A 23,106-nucleotide genomic window follows, 5' to 3' on the forward strand; every position below is an offset into this window, starting at 1 on the left:
TGATGCATCGCACCATAGGCTCAGTATTTATAAATAAAACTACAGCTATGTTAACTATGTGTAACATACTCGTGCACTAAGGGTACCCTATTCTGCCGTGAAGCTCAAATCTATCGGTCAGTTATCTGTCATAAATGACCAAAAGGCAGAGGCAGACCTCAAGAAAAATGGCATTGACAAATGGGGTTTATGAAAAGGTGTTTGTGAGGGTATCAAAGTAAACGAATCGATGATAACGACAGGATTTAGAAAATGTGGTTAGGCAATACTCATCAAATGCCAGTGTAGTAGGTGACTCTATTGTCACGCAAAAACCCAGCCAGTCCCAAACCATAGCGCTGGGCGACCCGTACGGCCGTACTGGTGGGCGCAGACATGCCAACGAGCCAAGGGATACGCCCCCGAATCGATTTTTGTACCAACTCAATCGATAATCGTGAGGTCATGAGTACGCAATCAACTTCTACTTTTTGTCGCAGTTGCCAACCGATTAATTTGTCGAGTGCATTGTGGCGGCCAACATCTTCAAACAAATACAGCTGCTCGTCATGCAGGGTCGCTGCAGCGTGTACCGCCCCTGTCAGCTGATGGGTATGCTGCATGGCAGTGATTTGCTGGCGCATATCCAATAGATAATCCAGACGCGGGCAGGCTGCCTGAATTGGTTGGCTATCTTGCGTATAAGCGCTCAAATCAGGTAGGGCTTGTGTCAGCCCCGTGATGCCGCACATACCGCAGCCCGTTCGTCCCGCCAGTTGGCGCTTTTGGGCTTGGATGCGCTGATGGCAGCGCTGGTTTAGCACCAGCTCTACGACATAGATATCATAATCTTGAAATTGCTCTAAGCGTTGTTCAATGGAAGCAGATTCAAGATCCCCATCGTTTAAGGATTGAGCAAACTTTTGGTAGCTGGCAATATCCGTAAGGTGAGTTACTTCCCAATCAAGCAACTCATGACTGTGCTGAATCAAGCCCTCGCTAAATAAGAACCCAACCGCCAAATACTCTAACTGATGAGGGCTGGCCATCAGTACCGCATAATGAATCCCATTGATAACAATAGCGACAGCTGCTTCCACTGCCAAACTGGTGGTTTGAGACTCAATACAGCTTTGAGGTATATCGGCTCCATGAGCCTTGTCCGATGGGTAATAATGCTTCTGCGCTAAATGTTTGCGAGCGAGCATTGTCTCGGCTGCGCCATTATCATTATCCTCAGATATCTCAGTCATAATCACTCTAGTTTCAGTTGTCTCTGCCATCATAGCCATTTTGCTAGAGGGCTCACTTTGCTCAAAATTACTTTCAGTGATCATCACCACTTATACAGGTTCGGCTGTCTGAACACTTGTATTCACACGTTCTAAGATCACGGTCGTCGATTTGTAGGCAGGTATGTGCGAGTCTGGCGCATGGGTATCCAAATCAAACAGGTCGTTACATTCAGGATAATAGGCGGCGACGGCATTGGCGGCGATATCCATCTCAGTCAATATGAGCGGCCCTAGTACGCGCGGCTTGTTTTTATGCGCTGTGTGGCTTGAGCTGCTGGCGTGCCGCGATACCATCACCTGATCTCCTTTTTGCCAGCCTAGGCGACTCATCTCATCTGGATGCATAAATAGCACGTCGCGGCGGTTGGTCTGGCGATAGCGATCGTTATAGCCAAAAATCATGGTGTTAAATTGATCGTGACTACGTACACTGGTCAATTGCCAAATTTTTTGTTCGATCCCTTGGGCGCTGTTATTGCCAGAGAGTTTGAAGCCATCATTTAAGGCAGCGGCGGTGTTGGCCATTTGGGCTGCGACATAAGTGATGGGGTATTGCGGCACGATAAACTGTGCTTTACCACTGTCTGTATTCCACACGCGGTGGCGCGCTGGATGGTATAAATGAAAACCGCGCTCGGCTGCCCGAATGCGCGTGTTGAAGTTCTCAAAGCCGTCAATCACTTGGGCGATATAGTCTCGAATGAGATCAAAATCTTCGCTCATGGCAAGCCAAGGAATAGAGGAGTCAGCACCAAGTACATGTGTTGCAAGCTCCGCTATAATCTTTGCCTCAGACTTTAAGGTATCACTCACAGGTTTAAGCTTACCTTGGGTTGGAACTATCTGACACATTGAATCTTCAATCGTTGCAAACTGCTCACCTTTGGCCGTCACGATACGCTCAGTACGCCCTAGACAAGGCAGTATTAGGTTGTGCACCCCGGGGTAGAGCATGGTTTCATTGAGCTTAGTACCGACAAATATGTTGAGCTGAGTGGTGGTTAATGCTTGCTCGATAGCGCTGGTGTCAGGTGCGGCGACCGCGTAATTGCCTCCCATACCCATAAACACTTTTAATTTACCTTCGATAAGTGCTTTGGCGCCTGTGACGACATCATAGCCATGCTCTTTTGGCATAGGGCGCTCAAAGACGCGCTCTAGACTGTCTAATAAGGTTTTACTCGGGCGTTCATGGATACCCATGGTGCGATCGCCTTGTACGTTAGAGTGTCCACGCACAGGAGATGCGCCTGCGCCCTCAATGCCAATCATACCCATCAATAATAATAGATTGGTAATCATCGCTACATTGTCATCGCCTTGTACATGCTGAGTGATGCCCATACCCCATGTGCAAATGGTCGCTGGACTATCGGCGACCAACTTAGCAAGCCTGATAATCTCTGTCTGAGCGATACCGCAGCCTTGCTCGATATCCGTCCATGATTGCTCGGTCAGCCATTGTTTTAATGGCTCGAACCCTGAGGTATGCGTTGTAATAAAATCGGTATTAATTTTATTATTCTCAATCAGCCATTTGGCAATGCCGGTCAGCAGCGCCGCATCGCCGCCGATTTGGATTTGCACGACTTCATCGATCATGGTGTCGCTTTGGCCTGCTGCCATATGCGTGGGTTTTTGTGGGTTTCGAAACTTACTTAAGCCTTGCTCGCGCATGGGGTTTATCGAGAGGATTTGGCAGCCTTGCTCATGGGCATGAGCGAGCATCTCGAGCATGCGCGGATGGTTGGTGGCAGGGTTTTGACCAAACATCAATATGAGCTTGGCTTGCTCAAAATCCTCTAGCATGACTGTCGCTTTGCCGACGCCTAGCTGTTTACCGAGCATCACTGAGGTCGGCTCATGACACATGTTTGAGCAGTCAGGCAAATTATTGGTGCCAAAGCTGCGAACAAACAGCTGATACATAAAGGCCGGCTCGTTGGTCACGCGCCCTGAGGTATAAAATAACGCCTCATCTGGTGAGTCAAGTTGACCTAATTGCTCAGCGATACACTGATAAGCGGCCTCCCAAGAAATCGGTACATAGCGATCTTGCACGGCGTCGTAATATAAAGGTTCTGATAAGCGCCCGCTATGCTCAAGCTCATAGCCCGACCAGCCTTGCAGCTCGGTGACGGTATGCCGCGCAAAAAATTGTGCATCCGACTTTTTCGTCATGGTTTCGCTGGCGATGACTTTGATGCCGTTTTCGCAGACGTCGATGCGCTTATGTGACTTATGGTCTGGCCACGCGCAGCCTGGGCAGTCAAATCCGCCTTGAGGCTGATTGCTTTTTAGGACGCTGACACTACCGCGTAAAAAGGTTTGATAATCCATCAGTTTTTGAGTCGAGGAGATCAGCGCAGGCCAACCTGCAGCAGGGTGGGAGTAAACAGGAATTTTGCGCATGACAGACCTCATCGATAAATGGCGGCATAATGGTGGTGTTTCATCACTATATAATGCCCGCTGTACCGTGTGTAGCAGTAGTAACCATAGATAACAAAAAACCTTTAAGAAAAGCGCGTTTTCTTAAAGGTTTTAGAAGCAATCAGAAACAGTAATGTCTGCTTTTTGAGAGTCAATAAGTTGAGACAATCTAGCTCAAAATTAAGCTATCGTCTTCGACCTTTTCACCACGGGTTTGCTCGAACATATCGAGCAGGTCATGGACGGTCATGCCGCGACGAGTGTCTCCTGCAACATCTAAGACCACTTGGCCTTGATGTAGCATCACCGTGCGCGTGCCGTGCGCCAGCGCCTGCTGCATAGAGTGGGTGACCATCATCGTCGTGAGGCTATTGTCTGTGACGATCTTATCAGTCAGCTCCAAGACAAACGCTGCTGTCTTCGGGTCAAGCGCGGCCGTATGTTCATCTAGTAATAAGATTTTGGAAGGCTGGAGCGAGGCCATCAGGAGGCTAACTGCCTGACGTTGCCCGCCTGATAGCAATCCCATGCGGTCAGTTAAGCGGTTTTCTAATCCCAGTTTAAGTACGGACAGCTTTTCGCGAAACAAATCACGGTTATTTTGGTTTAAGGCAAAGCTCAACCCACGCTTGCCGCCACGTTTGTACGCCAGTGCCATGTTTTCTTCGATAGTGAGCGCCTCGCAGGTGCCCGCCATCGGGTCTTGAAACACGCGAGCGACCCAGTGCGCGCGCTGATGCGCGGTTTTTTTGGTGACATCAATACCATTGAGTAAGATTGAGCCACTATCGACACGTGTGGTACCACTGACAGCATTCAAAAACGTGGATTTACCAGCACCATTGGTACCAATCACCGTCACAAACTCACCATCTGCAATGTTGAGATTGATGCCGCGTAGCGCCGGATTTTCGATAGGGGTGCCTGGGTTAAAGGTTAACCGCAAATCTGTGGCTTGCATCATAGTCGTTATTCCTTATTGTCACTTTAAGACAGTCACTTCAAGCTTGTATTGCTACTTTACCCACTATTAAGCGCGAGCCTTGCGAGATAAAAACTTGGTTTTGGCTTTTGGTAGTACCAGTGCCAGTACCACCAGTAGGGCGGTGATTAGGTTTAAATCCTGCGGACCAAAGCCGATGCTACGTAGTGTATCGCTCGATAGCGCCACCTGAATAAACAGTTTATATAGTACAGCCCCGACGATAACAGCAAAGGTAATCAGCCAGATACGCTTGGCAGGAATGATGGTCTCACCGATAATGACGGCTGCTAGACCAATGACAATGGTACCGATACCGATAGAGATGTCCGCGCCGCCTTGTGTTTGTACAAACAAAGCACCTGCCAGTGCGATTAGACCATTGGATATGGCCATACCGATGATGGTCATCCATGAGGTGTTGATACCTTGGGCTTGTGCCATCCGTAGGTTGGAGCCTGTGGCGCGCATCGACAAGCCAGTTTCAGTGTTATAAAACCAATCTAAAAACAGCTTGGCCAGTAAGATCACCACCCCAATGACCAAGCAGCGCATCCAATAGCCGTTGCCATCGGTTACCAAGCTACTAAATACAGTGGTCTCACCAAGGAGCGGTAAGTTTGGCGCACCCATGATGCGCAAGTTGACAGAGTATAGCGCGACCATCACCAAGATACTGGCAAGTAGCTGCAAGATACCCAGCTTGACGTGGAGCCATGCCGTGACGATACCTGCGACTGATCCTGCGAGCATACCAAACGCGCAAGCTAGCCATGGGTTGATACCAGCAACGATAGAGATACCAGCGACAGCGCCGCCGAGCGGAAAGCTGCCATCAGCCGTCAGATCAGGAAAGTCGAGCGTACGAAATGAGATCAGGACGCCAAGTGCAACAAGGCCATAAATCAGACCGCTTTCAAGCGCACCAAAAAAAGCAATTAAAGACATAAGAGATCAGTAAGTCATAACCAAGTGTCCGGCGCGTGAGAGTCACATAAATGCGCGGCGATTGCCACACTCATATAAACGCCAAACAGCTAAGCGGTGAATTTAACAGATTAAACAATCTGCGGTTAGGGTAAACCAAAACATATCACGATGAATAACGATCATAAGTTACCTTGGTTTTAATTATATAGCCCCATCGGACAAAACCAACGACAGACAGCCATGAATAGCGCTCGCTGTCTGTTGGGTGGTTTTGCTGATAGATAGACGCTGCTATGTGACGTTAAAAATAAAAGGTCGTTATTCTATCACTTCTTTGGCATTATCGATAACCGCTTGTGACAAAGTAATGCCTTCTTCAGTCGCATGTTTTGGACTGACATACAAATCTAGCGCTTGCGGCGTATAGACAGGGATAGCGCCGGCTTTTTCACCATTTAAGATACGCACAACGATTTTGCCAGTTTCGCGGCCAAGATCGTAGTAGTTGACGCCCAACGCCGCCACCGCACCGCGCTCGACTGAGCTGGTGTCTGAGGCAATCAGCGGAATCTTACTTTCTTTGGCGATTTGGTATAGCGACTCATAAGCCGACACCACGTTGTTATCGGTTGAGGTGTAGATCATATCCACCTTACCCTCAAGACTGCGGGCGGCCATGGCGATGTCGTTACTACGCTGTGCTGGCGCTTCATGCACATTGATACCAAGTGGCGTCAGCTTTTCTTTTAGGTTTTTTAGGATGATGGTTGAGTTGACTTCACCTGGGCTATAGACGTAACCGACGTTTTTTAGGTCTGGGATGATCTGACGCATCAGCTCGATTTGCGGCTCATAGGGTAGCGCATCTGATGCGCCAGTGACGTTGGTGCCTGAGCCATCAAGTTTCGGTACTAGCTTGGCGGCGATAGGGTCAGTCACAGCCGAAAACACCATCGGAATGGTGCTGGTCGCTGCCGCAACAGACTGAGCGGATGGGGTGGCGATCGCGACGATAGCGTCTGGCTCATCAGCGACAAACTGCTTGGCGATCTGTCCGGCTGTTGCCGTATTGCCTTGTGCGCTTTGAAAGTTAACCGTTAGGTTTTCACCGTCTTTAAAACCTGCTTCATCGAGCTCGTCGATCACGCCTTTACGTACGTCATCTAAGGCAGGATGCTCGACAATGGCGGTAATGGCGACCGTTTTCATTTGCGTGGCGGTACTGTCTGCCGCACCATCGGCACTGTCGGTATCTTGGGCTGTCTGATTACAGCCAGTTAAGATCGCAGTACAAACGCCGCCTAATAACAGCGCCTTACGGAAGTTGAAATGACCAAAACGGTTTTGATAAAACATAGCTCTCACTCCTGAAAATAATAATGTGTCCGTACATTATTTAATAAATGGGTAAAGGATAACGTCAGTTGACTGTGTCATACAATTACTGCATCACACGCCCTATGACTACTGTGCAGTGGCTTGTGCCTTTTTGTCGATATTGATGGCGTTTTTTAGCAAATTCTCACTCAAGCTTACGCCTTGCTCAGCGGCATGCTTTGGACTGGCGTACAAGGTTAAGGTATTCATGACCTCAGGCTTGATGGCGCTCACGGCTTCACCATTTAGCACGCGATAGACCATCTTGCCTGTGGTACGACCAAAATCATAATCATTGACCCCAAGTGCGGCGGTCGCGCCGCGTCGTACGCTAAACTCGTCCGAAGCAATCACCGGAATATCCAGCTCGTTGGCTGCGCCTGCCATGGCTTCAAAGGCGGATACCACGTTGTTGTCAAGCGAGGTATAAATGACATCGGCACGACCTGAGAGGCTGCGCGTTGCCATGGCGACATCGGTTGGGCGATTGGCCGTGACATCTAAGATGGTAAGGCCATAATTTGGCGCGGCTTTTTTGAGCTGATCGAGCACCACCACAGAGTTGACTTCACCTGGGCTATAGACATAGCCGATGGTTTTGGCATCGGGGACGATTTTTTTGATATTGTCCAGTTGCGGCTCGATAGGCAGCTCACTTGATAGGCCAGTGACATTTGACTGGATAGGCACGTCATTGGCGTCGATGAGTTTCGCCGCCACAGGGTCTGAGATGGCGGTATAAATCACAGGGACGGTTTTGGTAGAGGCCACCACTGACTGTGCCGAGGGCGTCGATATGGCGACGATGGCATCAGGGTTGTCGCCGGCAAACTGTTTGGCGATTTGCCCTGCGGTAGCAGTATTACCCTGCGCACTTTGGAAGTTTACTGTGAGGTTTTGACCTTCGATGTAGCCATTATCAGCCAGCTCATCAATGATACCGCGGCGCATCTCATCTAGCGATGGATGTTCGACGATCTGGGTGATGGCCAAGGTCTTGGCAGGTTTATCGGCATCAGTACCAGCACTATCGGCGGCGGGGGCGGGGAGCAGCCCAGTAGTCCAAGGGCAGCGCTCATGGCGGCACCATATAGGCTAAAGCGTAAAGTAGTAGCAAAGGTCATGTTATTCTGGCTCGTCGGTTAAAGAAGTGCAGGTTACCCGAGACAATATTATGTACATGCTGAGATAACGGGCGAACATAAAAGTAATCAATCCATGATTATTACGTCCATATTATGACAGCAATGTAAGTTATCGCAATAAAAAATTAAAGCGCATTCGTCATAGGCGTACTTAGTAAGACTATTAGGCATTGTCGTAACCACTGTTATAAGTGTGGTTTTGAGTATTTAACCATAAGAATTAGCCTCTTAAGGCATTGTCTTATCCAATAAACTGATAGTCAAAAAGCATACAAGCTAGCAACGCATCTATTACGAACCGACTTCATAATTAACGTAAGCTAATGTTTATATAAAAATTTTTTATATGAGAAGTAGGGTGCGTCCAAAATTCATATCATTACTATTATTCAAACGCATATTTTAAGGATAACATTATGAAGACGACCAGTCTAAAACGATTAACCATCGCTGGCATTACGGCAAGCTCATTGATTTGCCTGCCTGCTATGGCAAAAGACAATCATGGTAATGGGCACGGTCATGGAAATGGCAAGGGTAACTTTGCTCACATTAGTAAAGATTACAACCATAACAATTATCAAAATAATGGCAAAGCCCACCCTAATATTAATGCGTATCGCAATGCCAGTCCCAACGCGTCATTCAAGCGTGACCTTGATACATACGGTTATAAAGTAGTCGGCAAGATTGATAGAAGGGATTATGATCGTTCTGTTATTTTAGATCGTTATGATGACCGTTACGTACGTATCCGTACGCCAGACAATAAGATTGTGACAGTAATTAATAACACGTTGGAAATTATTGATGTTTTGAGTAGATAACAGCGAGATTTAATCTTTTAAGCCACCCATAAAAAAACGGTCTATTTAGACCGTTTTTTTTCGTTCTTTCTTTAATTATCACTTACACCACTACTTAAGTTAATATTTTTATGCGAGTACATCACCAATGACACAGTTATCAGGTAGCGTAACGACTGTTAGCTGAGTTTTTGGATCGCCTGATGACAAAATCATGCCCTCAGAGATGCCAAATTTCATCTTTCGCGGGGCAAGGTTGGTCACGCAAATGACCTTCTTACCCGTCAGTTGCTCAGGCTCATAGAACTTACGAATGCCGCTAAACACGTTGCGTGGCTTTTCTTCACCAACATCTAGGGTAAATTGCAATAGTTTGTCTGCGCCTTCGACATGGTTGCACGCGACCACGTGCGCCACTTTCATCTCAACCTTGGCAAAGTCCTCGATACCGATATAGTCGTGTTATTCACTCTGGGTTAGCGATGCTTTGGAGTCTTCGATCATGGCGGTGACGTCTTTTTCTTCGATACGCTGCATGAGGGGCTTGAATTTATTGATTTTATGACCCAGTAGCCACTCATTACGACTGGCAAAGCTTAAATCGTCAATGTTCAAAAACGTTTTGGCATTGGCGGTCAGCTCAGGCAATACTGGCGCAAGATAAACCATGAGCTGACGGAAAATGTTGATAGCCACCGAGCAGACGTCTTGCACCTCTTGTTCAGTGCCTTCTTGCTTGGCAAGTGACCATGGTTTTTTGCCATCGATATACTCGTTGGCCTTGTCCGCACATTGCATGATAAGGCGCATGGCACGGGAGAACTCGCGGTTTTCATAAGCAGCAGCAATCTCATCGCCTGTTTTGGTGATGTCTTCTAACAACTCAGGCTCAGCGCAGACCTCTGAGAGCATCCCGTCGTATTTTTTGACGATAAAACCGGCGCTGCGACTGGCGATATTGACCACTTTACCCACCAAGTCAGAGTTGACCTTTTGCATAAAATCTTCTAAATCAAGGTTGATGTCCTCGACCTTATCCGACAGCTTACTGGCGAAGTAATAACGCAGATACTCTGTGTGCAAGTGCTCGGCATAAGTCTCAGCTTTGATAAAGGTGCCGCGTGACTTACTCATTTTTTCGCCGTTGACCATTAAGAAACCATGAGCAAAAACGCCCGTTGGCGTGCGGAACTCGCTGCCTGCTAGCATGGCAGGCCAAAATAGTGCATGGAAATACACGATGTCTTTACCGATGAAGTGATACACCTCGGTTTTATGCTCATTTTCCTGTGCCCAATAGCGGTCAAAATCGAGCGCCTGATCGCTGCCTTCGCGTTTGTCGCATAGGTTTTTAAAGCTGGCCATGTAGCCCACTGGCGCATCGAGCCATACATAAAAGTATTTGTCTGGCTCATCGCTTGGGGTATCGGGTATCTGAAAACCAAAATACGGTGCATCGCGAGAGATATCCCAGCTGGTGAGCCCCGCTTCAAACCATTCTTGCAGCTTATTGACGACCGAGACTTGCAAACGCTCATCACTGCGGGTCCAGTCTTTTAAAAACTGCTCAAATTCTGGCAAATCAAAGAAATAATGCTTTGAGGTTTTGAGTACCGGCGTGGCATCCGACAACGTCGAATAGGGGTTTTTTAGCTCGGTGGCATCATAGGTGGTGCCGCAGACTTCACAGTTATCACCATATTGGTCTGGGCTAGCGCATTCCGGGCACTCTCCCTTGACAAATCGATCGGCCAAAAACAACTGTTTTTCGGGGTCAAACAATTGCTCGACATCCTTTGTGCTGATGTGGCCGGCGTTATTTAGACGACGATAAATCAGCTCTGAGAAATGCTTGTTTTCTTCTGAGTGGGTGCTGTGGTAGTTGTCAAATTCAATCAAAAACTTTGCAAAGTCTGCTTCGTGTGAGGCTTTGACCGAGGCGATTTGCTCTTCTGGCGTGACGCCATTGGCTTCTGCTTTGAGCATAATGGCTGTACCGTGCGCGTCATCGGCACAGACATAAGTGACCTGATGGCCTTGCGCCTTCATGGCACGTACCCAGATGTCTGTCTGAATGTATTCTACAAGGTGCCCCAAATGGATGTAGCCATTGGCGTAGGGCAGCGCACTGGTTACTAAAATCTCACGCACTTTTATCACCTATATTTTTGTATAAATGGGTTGGTTATCAAACGTCACACGCTGTTTATAAAGGTATGATGATGACGTTATCAAGGCTAAAAACTTCTAAAATAAGTAAAAGTCTAAAAAGTGTGCCTATGATACCGTAATTCGGCCAAATTTGTGATATTCCTTAGTAATTAACGCTAAGTGATGGCTGAATCTTTATAAAAAACCAGCATCGCTTTGACATAAAAAACCCATAAACGACTGTAGAGTGAGATGCGCTAAGGCTAGACGAGTGGTGCGATCAAAAAGAACCAAACATCGTCCCTAAGATGATGATAGCGACCACTGCGATCAGCGGAATCACGATGGTGACCATGGCTAGGTTGAGATACGACTGCTTGTGAGTCAAGCCACAAATCGCCAGCAAGGTGATGACCGCGCCACTGTGCGGCAAGGTATCCAGACCACCCGCCGCCATGACCGCCACACGGTGCATCAGCTCAGGGTCGATACCAGCATTGACTGCCATTCTAAGATAGTCCTCACCCAAGGTTGAGAGAGCGATACTCAAGCCACCAGACGAGGAGCCAGTGATACCCGCAAGCGTGGTCATAGCAACGGCTTCTGAAATCAAAGGATTGTCAGGGTTTAGGTTTAAGATGCTATCACGAATGATAAGAAAGCCTGCGAGTGAGGCAATTACCGCGCCGTAACCCACTTCCGATGCCGTGTTAAAAATCGGCAACATCGAGTCGTAAGTACCACGGTTGATGGTTTTTTGTAGGTTATTCCAATGACCGATACGCAGCACAATCAAAACCGTACAAGCAACGACCAATGAGATGATAATCGACCAAAGGCCAAGCGAGCCTGCGATATTGAGATCAGGGAACTGCGCTTGTAAGCCGCTAAAGTCCATTGACGGAAAAATGAAATAGGTCATAACGGCGTTTAGAGCGATGACCAGCACCAGCGGAATCATCGCAATGGTAAATGAGGTGTGGTGCGTACTGAGGGTTTCGGCTTCTTTTTTAACCGCACCAACACCGCCCACATCTGCTTCGTCATGTTGACCATAGCCTTCACCTGCGGCATTGGCTTTTTTGGCGCGTGTCTGTAGCCATAGCCAGCCACAGACAAACATAATGGTACCGCCGATGATACCCAGTATCGGTGCGGCAAAAACGTTGGTATTGTAGTATGGGATTGGGATAGCGTTTTGAATGGCTGGCGTGCCTGGTAGTGCTGTCATGGTAAAGGTAAAGGAGCCAAGCGCAATCGCTGCTGGAATCAAGCGCTTGGGTACATCTGCAGCCTTAAATAAATCCTTGGCGATTGGATAGATGGCAAAGGCCACAACAAACAACGACACACCGCCGTAGGTCAAGATAGCGCAGACTAAGATGACCGCGAGAATGGCTTTGTTGGCACCGAGTTTTTCGACCACAGTATTGGCAATCGCTGTCGCCGCGCCTGAGTCTGCCATTAAGCGCCCAAATAACGCACCTAGCAAAAATATGGGGAAAAACTTAAGCAAAAACCCACTTAACGCGCTCATAAACACATCGGTATAAGCCGGAATACTGCTAAGAAAGTCGCCCGACAGTAATACGGCCAGCGTCGCCATAATCGGTGCTAATATCAGCACTGAATAGCCGCGATAAGCAAAGAACATCAATAATAATAACGTAATGACAATAGCAAATGTGCTAAACATAATCGCCCTCCTTGGCAAAGTTCAATCAGCGAGTATGCAGGGCATGTTTATGTAGGTCAATAAAATTAATCAAAATATGTAATTTTTGATTTTTTATCAAATATTAATCTAGAATAATATGATATTGACTTGCCTCATACCTCGTTACTGTGCTGTCTCATTCGTTCCTAGTGTTATTGTCTTCTCGCTACGAGAATTATATGTTAAGTTAGCATAAGTATTTGATATATGATATATCGATATAAAATGTATTGATTTAAATTTAAAAAAGTCAATACGCTATTGATTGGCACAATAAATAAATCATGATAGATAATGGACGTTAATAACAAAAACAGACTTGCAAGGAGATAAGTATGAGTCGCTCAAAAGTATATAGTAGTGCCGAAGAGGCGCTAAAAGGCATCGTCAGTGATGGGCAGACGCTTGCTATTGGCGGGTTTGGTCTGTGCGGTATTCCTGAAGCGTTAATCGAAGCATTGCGTGATAGCGGAGTTAAGGATTTGACCTGTATCAGTAACAACGCCGGTGTCGATGACTTCGGTTTAGGATTACTACTACAAACCCGTCAAATTAAAAAAATGATTTCATCTTACGTCGGCGAAAACAAAGAGTTTGAGCGTCAGTATTTGGCAGGTGAGCTTGAAGTTGAGCTGACGCCGCAAGGCACCTTAGCCGAAAAACTGCGCTCAGGCGGTGCAGGCATTCCTGCATTTTATACCGCCACAGGCGTTGGTACGCTGGTCGCTGAAGGCAAAGAAACCCGTGAGTTTGACGGTCGTACTTATGTGTTAGAGCATTCACTGCGCGCCGATGTGGCATTGATTAAAGCGCAAAAGGCCGATAAGGCGGGCAATTTAATCTTTAATAAAACCGCTCGTAACTTCAACCCGGATTGTGCGATGGCGGGCAAAGTGACCATCGTTGAGGTCGAAGAAATCGTCGAGACCGGTACTCTTGACCCTGATGAAGTACATCTGCCCGGTATCTTTGTGCAGCGTATCGTCTTAAATGATAACCCTGAAAAACGTATCGAAAAAACCACCACTAAAGCCGCCAAGAGTGCTTAGTTAGTGGTTTTACCCAAACCTTTTAAAAATGACGTTAATAATAGAATATTGTAATACTACTTCTAAAAATTGAGCAGCAAGTAAGATAACCCTAAGTGCTACATTTTGTAGACTAAGCGAGTTTGATGCCGCTAATCATATTTCTTGGAGTGGTTATAAAAATAAGGAAATCACCATGGCATGGACAAGAGAGCAGATGGCACAGCGTGCCGCACAAGAGTTGCAAGACGGCTATTATGTAAACTTGGGCATTGGATTACCGACCCTCGTGGCCAACTATATTCCTGAAGGGGTGGATGTCTGGCTACAGTCTGAAAACGGCCTATTAGGTATTGGCGAGTTTCCAACGGCGGAGAATGTCGATGCCGATTTGATTAATGCGGGCAAGCAAACGGTGACCGCAGAGCCGGGCGCCGTGCGATGATTCGAGGTGGTCATGTCAATCTGGCGATACTCGGCGCGATGGAAGTGTCAGAAAAAGGGGATTTGGCCAACTGGATGATCCCTAAAAAAATGGTCAAAGGCATGGGCGGCGCGATGGATTTGGTGGCTGGTGTGCAGCGGGTGATTGTGCTGATGGAGCAAGTCAACAAACACGGCGAGCCAAAAATCCTTGCAGAATGCGCGCTACCCTTGACAGGCAAAGGCGTGGTCGACCGTATCATCACCGAGCTTGCGGTATTAGATGTCACCCATGATGGCCTAAAGCTGGTGGAGTTGGCAGAGGGTGTCAGCTTTGAGGAGCTACAAGAAAAAACCCCAGTGAGCATTGTGCAATAACGGCGGCCAACAAAGACTGAACACAGCCAACTGATAAAGGATGATCGCATATGGCGACCCAATTACAACAAGATTTGACAGGCAAAGTGGCCTTAGTCACAGGCGCCGCAAGTGGTATCGGACGCGATATTGCCGAAACCTATGCCAAGGCAGGCGCCGCGGTTGGTATTGCTGATATCAATCTGGCCGCCGCCCAGCAAACGGCTGATGCCATTGAAGCAGCTGGCGGGCGTGCTCTTGCGATTGCGATGGATGTGACCTCTGAAGATGCGGTAAACGAAGGTGTACAGAAATTGGTTGATACCTTTGGCGCTATTGATATTTTGGTGTCTAATGCTGGTATCCAAATTATCGATCCTATCCATAAAATGACGTTTGATGACTGGAAAAAAATGCTCGCTATTCACTTAGATGGCGCTTTTTTGACCACTAAAGCCGCGATTAAGCACATGTATAAAGGCAATAAGGGCGGCACGGTCATCTACATGGGCTCAGTACACTCGCATGAAGCGTCACTTTATAAAGCACCTTACGTCACTGCCAAGCACGGCCTGCTAGGACTGTGCCGCGTACTGGCCAAAGAAGGTGCTGAGCATAATGTGCGCGCACATGTGATCTGCCCAGGGTTTGTCAAAACCCCACTGGTCGAAAAACAAATCCCCGAACAAGCCGCCGAAAAAGGCATCAGTGAAGAGTCAGTGGTGAATGACATTATGCTGGTCAATACCGTCGATAAAGCGTTTACCACAGTCGATGATATTGCCCAGCTGGCTTTGTTTTTAGCAGCATTCCCAAGCAATGTCTTTACTGGGCAATCCATCGTCGCCAGTCATGGCTGGTTTATGAATTAATAGACAAATATTGTGCCTATTATAATAGAAAAAACCACAATGTCAGACCTACTGGCATTGTGGTTTTTTTATAGCGTCAATTGAGCTACACTGTCGGATAATAAGGGTAGACAAAAAGCTGATGATGTATTATTGACCAGCGCGACGACGGTATTGCTCGAGTTGTCCTACCGACCCACTTGCAAAATAGGTAGTCATGATAGCCATGTTTAATTTTATGAAAAAAAAATCCAAAGCCGAAACACCGCAGCAGCGCGCCGAGCGTGATAGCGCAGTTGATAAAGTCTTGCTCGGCTATGAAGTCGGCACCGTTAGCATTGCCACAATGGTGACGGGGCTTGAGCGCGACGGGCAAGTGCTCACCTTAGATTTGCGCTTACCCAAAGACAGTAACCCTGAGCAGATACAACAGGAGCTGGGTCAACTGCTGCATCCGCATGGTATCAAAACCATTCATATGAATGTGCGCCTACCAGCCGATGTTAAAGGTGCTGGTGCAAGCTTGCCCAAAGCGCCGCCAAAATCGATGCCAAAGACGACAGATGCCATGGCCACTCACGCCAAACCTGCTACCCAAGCAGACCAACAACCGACAAGCAGCGAGCCACCAATTACTAAGGCTGCGCCGACCCAAGCATCGCTGGCATCGCACCCACGTATTCGTCATATCATTGTGGTGGCCTCAGGCAAAGGTGGCGTCGGCAAATCAACGACGACAGTCAATATTGCTTTGGCATTACAAAAGCTTGGCAACCGTGTGGGTGTGCTAGATGCCGATATCTACGGCCCTAGTATGCCAACGATGCTGGGTGTGGCGGATATCAAGCCTGAGCTAGAAAACGAGCAGTTTGTGCCTGTTGAGGCGCACAGTATGGCCATGCTATCGATAGGTAGCTTGCTCGATAGTGACAACACTCCTGTCGCGTGGCGCGGCCCCAAGGCCACGGGCGCCCTGATGCAGCTATACAATCAAACCAACTGGCCACAATTGGACTATTTGGTGATTGATATGCCACCAGGTACAGGTGATATTCAGCTGACATTGGCGCAGCGTATTCCTGTCACAGGGGCGGTGATTGTGACAACACCGCAGCATGTGGCCTTGATGGATGCGCAAAAGGGCGTTGAGATGTTTAACAAAACCAATATCCCCGTACTGGGTGTGGTGGAAAACATGGCGCTGCATACTTGTAGTAACTGCAACCATACCGAGGCCATCTTTGGCAGCGGTGGCGGCGAGTTTATCGCAGAGCAATATCAGGTGCCGCTACTAGGTCAGTTGCCACTTGCCAGTGGTATCCGCGCCCAAGTGGACAAAGGGGTGCCAAGCGTCTTGGCTGATGATGAGTTTGCCTCTTATTATTTGAGCATTGCCAAGAACATCGAAGCCAACATTGCAAAATTTGCCAAACCAGTCGATGATAAGCGAATTTTTTGATAAGTTTTGCGCGCTACTCGAATAATAGTAAAATAGCCTAAGCGTATTTTTCCATTTTTTCCATAAAGAACGTGGTTTACAGCAAGGAAGTATGGTGAGTATATCGATTTATCGGCGTCATTTAGACGATATTCCCAAGCAGTATCTGTTATTGAAACTGTTGCGCCCGCCGATATATGTGATCGAGCTTTCAAACAATCAAATAATTGCTGTTTGCTATTACAAAGACGGTAGTAGCAAACGGTATCAAATCAACGCCGAATTTAGCAATCGCCGCATGGTGATCGCTGATTTTAATAAGTTTTCAGCAGTGTTGGCTGAGTTATTAAAAAAGTTTCCTCGGCACTTTTTATGGATGAGCGCGATAGCCGCTACTGATGTGACACAAAAGCTGACAGATGGTTTGACCGATATAGAGATTAAGGTGATAAGAGAAGCCATTTGGGTGTCTGCAAGACAAGCAAAAAGAAGCGTCGTAAGCACCACCGTTGGCTACCAAGGACAGGTAGTCTCACGATAAAATTTGGCTAGGATACCTCACTTATGAACCAAAACCCCAGCCCTAACGCACAAAATCAGCCGCACTCACCTGTGGGTGCAAGACCAGTTATTGAACAGCTTATCCAAGAGGGACAGCCCACTTTTGGGGTGTTTACGCAAGTCAAAAGCATCAATTATCTTGACTACCACAGTCATCTGATCTCGCAAAAGACGCTGCCAAACTGGCGAAAAGATCTCAAAGCCAATCAATTTTGCTTTATCCAAATTATCCAGCCGCCTTATCGCATCTGTTTGGCACTGGCGACCATCAAACTTGCCACCAGTGCCTTTGTTTATCTTTATAACGATGAGACTGATGAGCTAGAGGTTTGTGAAGCTTTGCAGCCTTTGACACGGCAGACGCAGCTAATAGGTGATTGCTATCAAGGGCGAATGGCATTTACCCATAATAAGCTGACCGTAACATTGGATTTTACGCCTTCACAAATCGCAGTAGCATTGGATAGTAAACATATTACGCTTGATGCGATGCTACAGCGGCAAGCGCAGCCACTTGCGATCTGCACCCCAACGGGCAGGCGCGGCTGGACATACACACAAAAAGAGCCACTGACAGCAGTCATGGGACACATGTGCATCAAAGAAGCATCAATGTTTAATATCGCTGCGGTTACGGATGGCAGCCAAACCAAGCAAATAGACTTTGATGCGTCTGCAATTGCCAATCTAGATTGGACGCTGGGCTATATGCGCCGCGAGACCAATTGGTTTTGGACATGTATCAATCACTATTTGCCTGATGGTCGCCATTTTTTATTGAACTTATCGATGGGTGTCAATGAAACGGGTATGAGCGAAAATGCCTGCTGGCTAGATGGGCAGATACATTATCTACCGCCTGTGATGTTTGTACGTAAGGCCTTGCAGGCAGCTGTGCCAAGTACTTGGCGTGTTTATCATCAAAACCTTGGCTGGAGCAATGTCTATATTGATTTGACCTTTACGCCCATGACTGTTTATCAAAAAACCGATAACTTTGGCGTGCTGGCCAGTATTTTTGAGCAATGGCTTGGCTGGTATAGTGGGGAGATACGGCTGGGCGATACCGTCATCAGGCTTGATCATGTCATGGGATTGGCAGAAGACCATTTTGCCAAATGGTAGCCTAGAGGTCTTGCCTGCTTTTTATAAAGTTACTCGGTTGACTTGGGTGTTAAAAGTTTGGTTGTCAAGTAGTTTGGGTGTTAAGGGTTTGGCTATTAAATGGTTTGCATGATAAATAGTGACAGCTCTATAAATTCAGCGCTCAATTCCGTATAATCACCGCTACCAATATACGAAGCGTGTCTCTTAGAGGGTGACAATCATGACAGCCTCTGGGTCATTGATGCGCTATCGTCAGCGCCCAACACCCATATTATTATTTGCTAAGGAACAAAAATGTCTATCAAATCTGACCGCTGGATTCGCAAAATGGCTGAAGAACATGGCATGATTGAGCCATTTGAGGCGGGTCAAGTACGTTTCAATGATGCAGGCGAGCGTTTGGTCAGCTACGGCACATCAAGCTACGGATACGATGTACGCTGTGCCCCTGAGTTTAAAGTTTTTACCAATGTACACTCTGTGGTGGTCGATCCCAAAAACTTCGATGATAAAAGCTTTATCGATATCGTTGGTGATGAGTGCATCATTCCGCCCAACTCATTTGCGCTGGCGCGTACCGTTGAGTACTTTCGTATACCACGCGATGTCCTGACTATTTGTCTTGGTAAATCTACTTATGCACGCTGCGGCATCATCGTCAACGTCACACCACTTGAGCCTGAGTGGGAAGGGCATGTAACGCTTGAGTTTAGTAATACCACCAATCTACCTGCGCGCATTTATGCAGGTGAAGGGGTTGCACAGATGCTGTTTTTCCAAAGTGATAGCGATGATGTTTGTGAAACCAGCTATAAAGACCGTGGCGGCAAGTACCAAGGTCAACGCGGTGTCACGCTGCCAAGAACGTAGTCGGCAGCCGCTCAATTATTGCTGTTTGGCGCTAGCTTAGGTCTTTAGACTTATAGAGTAACGTTATAGAGTGTCAAATAAGCAAAAAGCCAGTCATGGTTCATACGACTGGCTTTTTTGTGGGCTAAAAACTAAGGTGTTAGAGGTTTTTGTTACTTTAAGACTTTTAGACCCGCTTTGTTATCGCGTTTGGGTTTAGGCTTGTCCGCCTTGGGCGTCGTGTGCTGCTCTTCTGGCACATAATTGTCATACTCGTTTGGATCAAAAAACATGCCTTGCGAGTTTTCTTTGGCATAGATACCCATCACCGCCGTCAATGGCACCCAAATCTCTTGTGAGACGCCACCAAAACGAGCGCTGAACTGGATATAGTCATTGTCTATACGCATATTGCCTGTCGCACGGCTGGCAATATTGAGCACAATACGGCCATCTTGCACATGTTCGGTTGGTACCTGGACGTTTTTGGCCGTCGCATCGACCATCAGATAGGGCGTCAGCGCATTGTCCTCTATCCATTGATAAAGGGCGCGTACCATATATGGACGAGTTGGGGTGAGAGAAGTGGTATCGCTCATCTAATGATTTCCTATACTAAATATGGGTTATGAGATAAACAGTCATCTGTGACAACAGTCTACTATTTTAAATAATACATTGTTTGCAACAGACAAGTATGGCGGGACTAATTTTTGCATTGTCACTGTCTGTTTGGTTTTTATTCTTTTTACACTTTTTATTCTAAGACAGACATCGAGCGTTGTCTAATTAGCGCACACTTCTTTGGAAGCTCTCGCGCTCAAAGATACGCTGCTGATAGTCCAATAAAGGCCGACTGATCGCACGCGGTAGCGCTATGCCCATGTCTTCTAGTCGCCACAGTAAAGGCGCTAACAACACGTCACACCAGCCAAAGTCATCTGCCATAAAATAAGGCTTATGCGCAAACAAAGGCGCAAGCGTGATTAAAGAATCACTGAGCTGTTTTTTGGCAATGACAGCTTTCGCTTTATTAAAACTATCAGGATGTGTCAGTAGCTGCTTGCCGAGCACCAGCCAATCATGCTGGATGCGCCATGCCAATTGGCGAAACTGTGCGCGCTCTTGCGGGGCTTCAGGGAGCAACTTATTGGTATGGTAGCGCTCTTCTAAGTATTCAAAAATCACGTTGATTTCATAAAGGGCAATATCACGCTGCTGCAACACAGGCAGGGTGTGATAGGGGTTTAGCTCAGTCAAGTCCTCGGGGCGCTCAGAGTGCAAACGTGACAAGTAATAATCGAGCTTTTTTTCTTCAAGTAATAGGCGCACCACATGACTGTCGTAGCCGTCATCAGCATATAAGATTAGCTGACTACTTGGAATGTCGTTTGCATCAATCATGAAAGCCTAATGTTCATAGTAAAGGGTGTCATCGTAAACAAAGTAGAGCCGATTATCAAGCCAGCGTACGTAAGCGTGATGGGTGGATGCCGTATGGATAGGTGTTTGTTCTATTGTCAGTCTTTATTGTCTTATCAGTCCCTATTATCTACGCTATCCTCGATTCGATATAAAACGTTTCATTGAGCGACTTGATAGCCATGTATCTGATTTACTTGGGTCAAACTATATAGTAGCACGTACAAAATACGGTGCGGCAAAATGAAAAAAGGCACTACCAAAGTAGTGCCTTTTTGTATCTATTATGACCAAGTTTTTATAGCGATAGGCTATGTTTAGGATGCTGTTACTTTACGTCTTTCCAGAACTCTTTATTGAGTAAGTAAACTGGAATCAGTAATACTAACAAGAATAAAATCACAAAGAAGCCAATCACTTGACGGTCATGACGGGCAGGTTCTGCCATCCACGCCATAAAGTTGACCAAGTCACCAACTTCAGATTCAAACTCTTCAGCACTAAGCTCTTCTTGCATGTTATGCAATACGTGCGGCATCGCCGCGTTTGCCAGCACTAAGTTGTTTGAGCCCCAAGGACGGCTTGGATCTTCATAAAATGACAATAGATAAGTATAAACCCAGTCATCACCGCGTAGTCTGGTTTCAAGCGACAGGTCTGGTGGCGCCGCACCAAACCATGCGGCTTGAACCTCAGGGTCAATCTCCGCTGTGATATGATCACCGATTTGATCGGTGGTGACCATTAGGTATTTTTCGACCAGCTCAGGTGGAATATCCAAGTCTTTGGCGATGCGTGAATGACGAACGTACTGTGCAGAATGACAACCAGCACAGTAGTTCATAAAGATTTTTGCACCGTTTTGTAGCGAGCCTTTATTGGTAAAGTCAATGGGGGCTTCACTACAAGCCAAATGTTCCACCACGCCGTCGGCATTGGTAAAAGTACCACATCCGCCGCCTGCTGCCAGCGCACTACCAGCAGTCAAACTCAATGCCGCGCCTAAGCCTAGACCAGCTAGGGATTTGATTAGCGTGCTCATTAGTGACCTCCGGTAACGCGTTCTGGTGGCTGTTTACACTTCTCGATGGCAGTGTAAAACGGCATCAACAAGAAGAACAAGAAATATAGAATCGTGAATACACGAGCCATAATAGTCGCAGTTGGCGTTGCAGGTGTCGCACCTAAATAGCCAAGTACGATAAAGCTAATAGCAAAGACAGTTAGTGCAATCTTAGACAAGATACCTTTGTAGCGTATTGAGCGTACAGGTGATCTGTCGAGCCACGGTATCAAGAATAGTACAGCGATGGCCGCACCCATGGCGATGACTCCGCCCAGCTTACTTGGAACCGCACGCAAGATGGCATAGAACGGTGTGTAGTACCATACTGGCGCGATATGCGCTGGTGTTTTTAGAGAGTTGGCCGCTTCAAAGTTAGGTGGCTCAAGGAAATAACCGCCGCCTTCAGGGAAGAAGAACACCACCGCAAAGAAACAGATAAAGAATACTACGATACCCACCATATCATGCACAGTGTAGTATGGATGGAATTCGATACCGTCTAATGGTACGCCATTTTTGTCTTTTAGCTTCTTAATATCGATACCATCAGGGTTGTTAGAACCTACATGGTGCAATGCGACAATGTGCATGAAGACCAAGCCCACAAGGACCAATGGAATAGCGACAACGTGTAGCGCAAAGAAGCGGTTTAGGGTGATACCTGAGATGATATAGTCACCACGTACCCACTCAGCAAGACCGTCACCGATTACCGGCAGCGCCGCAGGAAGGTTTAAGATAACCTGAGCACCCCAAAATGACATGTTGCCCCAAGGGAGTAGGTATCCAAAGAAACCTTCGGCCATAAGAGCCAAATAGATGCCCATGCCGATGAGCCAAATAAGCTCACGAGGTTTTTGATATGAGCCGTAGAGCAGTGCTCTAAACATATGCAAATACACCACGACAAAGAACGCTGAGGCGCCAGTCGAGTGCATATAACGGATGAGCCAACCGCCTTTGACATCACGCATGATGTATTCTACAGACGCAAATGCGCCCTCGGCACTAGGGTTGTACATCATCGTCAGCCAAATACCGGTCACCAACTGGTTGACCAATACGACCATTGACAATACGCCAAAGAAGTACCAAAAGTTAAAGTTCTTTGGTGCATAGTACTTTGACATGTGGTATTCATAGGTTTCAGTCGCTGGGAAACGCGCGTCCACCCAATGCATTAACTTTT

Annotated in this window: 18 protein-coding genes and 2 pseudogenes; 8 read left to right on the forward strand and 12 right to left on the reverse strand. The window is 47.1% G+C overall.

Going from position 1 to position 23,106, the window contains the following annotated elements; genetic code table 11:
* Nucleotides 1-272: 272 nt before the first annotated feature.
* From NK638_RS00510 to NK638_RS00535, 6 genes are all read right to left on the reverse strand, one after another.
* Nucleotides 273-1,232: a formate dehydrogenase accessory sulfurtransferase FdhD gene (locus tag NK638_RS00510; protein WP_274631494.1), complete on the reverse strand. Its 960-nt coding sequence runs from the start codon at nucleotides 1,230-1,232 to the stop codon at nucleotides 273-275.
* 90 nt (nucleotides 1,233-1,322) lie between these two features.
* Nucleotides 1,323-3,686: an FdhF/YdeP family oxidoreductase gene (locus NK638_RS00515; RefSeq protein WP_274631495.1), complete on the reverse strand. Its 2,364-nt coding sequence runs from the start codon at nucleotides 3,684-3,686 to the stop codon at nucleotides 1,323-1,325.
* Between the two features lie 190 nt (nucleotides 3,687-3,876).
* Entirely contained in the window at nucleotides 3,877-4,671 is a 795-nt protein-coding gene (locus NK638_RS00520) for an ABC transporter ATP-binding protein (RefSeq protein WP_100749770.1), read from the reverse strand.
* Nucleotides 4,672-4,737: 66 nt separating this feature from the next.
* A complete protein-coding gene (locus NK638_RS00525; RefSeq protein WP_274631496.1) occupies nucleotides 4,738-5,637 on the reverse strand; it encodes an ABC transporter permease in 900 nt (299 codons plus the stop codon).
* Nucleotides 5,638-5,937: 300 nt separating this feature from the next.
* Nucleotides 5,938-6,975 carry an ABC transporter substrate-binding protein gene (locus NK638_RS00530; protein WP_274631497.1) on the reverse strand — a complete coding sequence of 346 codons (1,038 nt, stop codon included), beginning with the start codon at nucleotides 6,973-6,975 and terminating at the stop codon, nucleotides 5,938-5,940.
* A 108-nt stretch (nucleotides 6,976-7,083) separates the two neighbouring features.
* A complete protein-coding gene (locus NK638_RS00535; RefSeq protein ID WP_446739790.1) occupies nucleotides 7,084-7,989 on the reverse strand; it encodes an ABC transporter substrate-binding protein in 906 nt (301 codons plus the stop codon).
* A 568-nt stretch (nucleotides 7,990-8,557) separates the two neighbouring features.
* Here NK638_RS00535 and NK638_RS00540 point away from each other — a divergent pair.
* Nucleotides 8,558-8,968, forward strand: a complete 411-nt coding sequence (locus NK638_RS00540) for a hypothetical protein (protein ID WP_274631498.1) — start codon at nucleotides 8,558-8,560, stop codon at nucleotides 8,966-8,968.
* 108 nt (nucleotides 8,969-9,076) lie between these two features.
* On the opposite strand, the pseudogene metG reads toward NK638_RS00540, so the two are convergent.
* Nucleotides 9,077-11,098: pseudogene (gene metG, locus NK638_RS00545) on the reverse strand (methionine--tRNA ligase).
* Nucleotides 11,099-11,378: 280 nt separating this feature from the next.
* Nucleotides 11,379-12,794, reverse strand: coding sequence for a GntP family permease (locus NK638_RS00550; RefSeq protein ID WP_274631499.1), 1,416 nt, complete (start codon nucleotides 12,792-12,794; stop codon nucleotides 11,379-11,381).
* A 356-nt stretch (nucleotides 12,795-13,150) separates the two neighbouring features.
* On the opposite strand from NK638_RS00550, the gene NK638_RS00555 reads away from it, so the two are divergent.
* The 7 genes and pseudogenes from NK638_RS00555 (at nucleotide 13,151) to dcd (ending at nucleotide 19,450) form a co-directional block, all read left to right on the forward strand.
* On the forward strand, nucleotides 13,151-13,864 hold the full coding sequence (locus NK638_RS00555) for a CoA transferase subunit A (protein ID WP_274631500.1): 714 nt from the start codon (nucleotides 13,151-13,153) through the stop codon (nucleotides 13,862-13,864).
* A gap of 175 nt (nucleotides 13,865-14,039) precedes the next feature.
* Nucleotides 14,040-14,644, forward strand: a pseudogene (locus tag NK638_RS00560) (3-oxoacid CoA-transferase subunit B).
* 50 nt (nucleotides 14,645-14,694) lie between these two features.
* A complete protein-coding gene (locus tag NK638_RS00565) occupies nucleotides 14,695-15,495 on the forward strand; it encodes a 3-hydroxybutyrate dehydrogenase (RefSeq protein ID WP_274631501.1) in 801 nt (266 codons plus the stop codon).
* 205 nt (nucleotides 15,496-15,700) lie between these two features.
* Nucleotides 15,701-16,933: an iron-sulfur cluster carrier protein ApbC gene (apbC, locus tag NK638_RS00570; protein WP_274631502.1), complete on the forward strand. Its 1,233-nt coding sequence runs from the start codon at nucleotides 15,701-15,703 to the stop codon at nucleotides 16,931-16,933.
* 94 nt (nucleotides 16,934-17,027) lie between these two features.
* Nucleotides 17,028-17,453, forward strand: coding sequence for a hypothetical protein (locus tag NK638_RS00575; RefSeq protein ID WP_211181178.1), 426 nt, complete (start codon nucleotides 17,028-17,030; stop codon nucleotides 17,451-17,453).
* 23 nt (nucleotides 17,454-17,476) lie between these two features.
* Nucleotides 17,477-18,598 (forward strand): DUF2804 domain-containing protein, encoded by a 1,122-nt coding sequence (locus NK638_RS00580; RefSeq protein WP_274631503.1) that lies wholly within the window; start codon nucleotides 17,477-17,479, stop codon nucleotides 18,596-18,598.
* Nucleotides 18,599-18,874: 276 nt separating this feature from the next.
* The gene (gene dcd, locus NK638_RS00585; protein WP_075101619.1) at nucleotides 18,875-19,450 is read left to right on the forward strand and encodes a dCTP deaminase; all 576 of its coding nucleotides are present in this window, start codon (nucleotides 18,875-18,877) and stop codon (nucleotides 19,448-19,450) included.
* Between the two features lie 152 nt (nucleotides 19,451-19,602).
* Here the strand turns inward: dcd and NK638_RS00590 are convergent, their stop codons facing one another.
* The 4 genes from NK638_RS00590 to NK638_RS00605 all read right to left on the reverse strand — a co-directional run bounded on the left by NK638_RS00590 (nucleotide 19,603) and on the right by NK638_RS00605 (nucleotide 23,098).
* Nucleotides 19,603-20,028, reverse strand: coding sequence for a ClpXP protease specificity-enhancing factor (locus NK638_RS00590; RefSeq protein WP_105243733.1), 426 nt, complete (start codon nucleotides 20,026-20,028; stop codon nucleotides 19,603-19,605).
* Between the two features lie 190 nt (nucleotides 20,029-20,218).
* Nucleotides 20,219-20,833 carry a glutathione S-transferase N-terminal domain-containing protein gene (locus NK638_RS00595; protein ID WP_192993004.1) on the reverse strand — a complete coding sequence of 205 codons (615 nt, stop codon included), beginning with the start codon at nucleotides 20,831-20,833 and terminating at the stop codon, nucleotides 20,219-20,221.
* 346 nt (nucleotides 20,834-21,179) lie between these two features.
* The gene (locus tag NK638_RS00600) at nucleotides 21,180-21,893 is read right to left on the reverse strand and encodes a cytochrome c1 (RefSeq protein WP_198336400.1); all 714 of its coding nucleotides are present in this window, start codon (nucleotides 21,891-21,893) and stop codon (nucleotides 21,180-21,182) included.
* Complete coding sequence (locus NK638_RS00605) at nucleotides 21,893-23,098, reverse strand: cytochrome b (protein ID WP_198336410.1); 1,206 nt, start codon at nucleotides 23,096-23,098, stop codon at nucleotides 21,893-21,895. The genes NK638_RS00600 and NK638_RS00605 overlap by 1 nt, the downstream gene beginning before the upstream one ends.
* Between the last annotated feature and the right edge of the window lie 8 nt (nucleotides 23,099-23,106).

The organism is Psychrobacter sp. A3 (assembly GCF_028823565.1).
Taxonomy (GTDB): domain Bacteria; phylum Pseudomonadota; class Gammaproteobacteria; order Pseudomonadales; family Moraxellaceae; genus Psychrobacter; species Psychrobacter celer.

Coding starts and splice junctions, on each gene's coding strand:
- NK638_RS00510 (WP_274631494.1), bottom strand. CDS start 1,232: ATGACTGAGATATCTGAGGATAATGATAATGGCGCAGCCGAGACAATG.
- NK638_RS00515 (WP_274631495.1), bottom strand. CDS start 3,686: ATGCGCAAAATTCCTGTTTACTCCCACCCTGCTGCAGGTTGGCCTGCG.
- NK638_RS00520 (WP_100749770.1), bottom strand. CDS start 4,671: ATGATGCAAGCCACAGATTTGCGGTTAACCTTTAACCCAGGCACCCCT.
- NK638_RS00525 (WP_274631496.1), bottom strand. CDS start 5,637: ATGTCTTTAATTGCTTTTTTTGGTGCGCTTGAAAGCGGTCTGATTTAT.
- NK638_RS00530 (WP_274631497.1), bottom strand. CDS start 6,975: ATGTTTTATCAAAACCGTTTTGGTCATTTCAACTTCCGTAAGGCGCTG.
- NK638_RS00540 (WP_274631498.1), top strand. CDS start 8,558: ATGAAGACGACCAGTCTAAAACGATTAACCATCGCTGGCATTACGGCA.
- NK638_RS00550 (WP_274631499.1), bottom strand. CDS start 12,794: ATGTTTAGCACATTTGCTATTGTCATTACGTTATTATTATTGATGTTC.
- NK638_RS00555 (WP_274631500.1), top strand. CDS start 13,151: ATGAGTCGCTCAAAAGTATATAGTAGTGCCGAAGAGGCGCTAAAAGGC.
- NK638_RS00565 (WP_274631501.1), top strand. CDS start 14,695: ATGGCGACCCAATTACAACAAGATTTGACAGGCAAAGTGGCCTTAGTC.
- apbC (WP_274631502.1), top strand. CDS start 15,701: ATGTTTAATTTTATGAAAAAAAAATCCAAAGCCGAAACACCGCAGCAG.
- NK638_RS00580 (WP_274631503.1), top strand. CDS start 17,477: ATGAACCAAAACCCCAGCCCTAACGCACAAAATCAGCCGCACTCACCT.
- dcd (WP_075101619.1), top strand. CDS start 18,875: ATGTCTATCAAATCTGACCGCTGGATTCGCAAAATGGCTGAAGAACAT.
- NK638_RS00590 (WP_105243733.1), bottom strand. CDS start 20,028: ATGAGCGATACCACTTCTCTCACCCCAACTCGTCCATATATGGTACGC.
- NK638_RS00595 (WP_192993004.1), bottom strand. CDS start 20,833: ATGATTGATGCAAACGACATTCCAAGTAGTCAGCTAATCTTATATGCT.
- NK638_RS00600 (WP_198336400.1), bottom strand. CDS start 21,893: ATGAGCACGCTAATCAAATCCCTAGCTGGTCTAGGCTTAGGCGCGGCA.
- NK638_RS00605 (WP_198336410.1), bottom strand. CDS start 23,098: ATGCATTGGGTGGACGCGCGTTTCCCAGCGACTGAAACCTATGAATAC.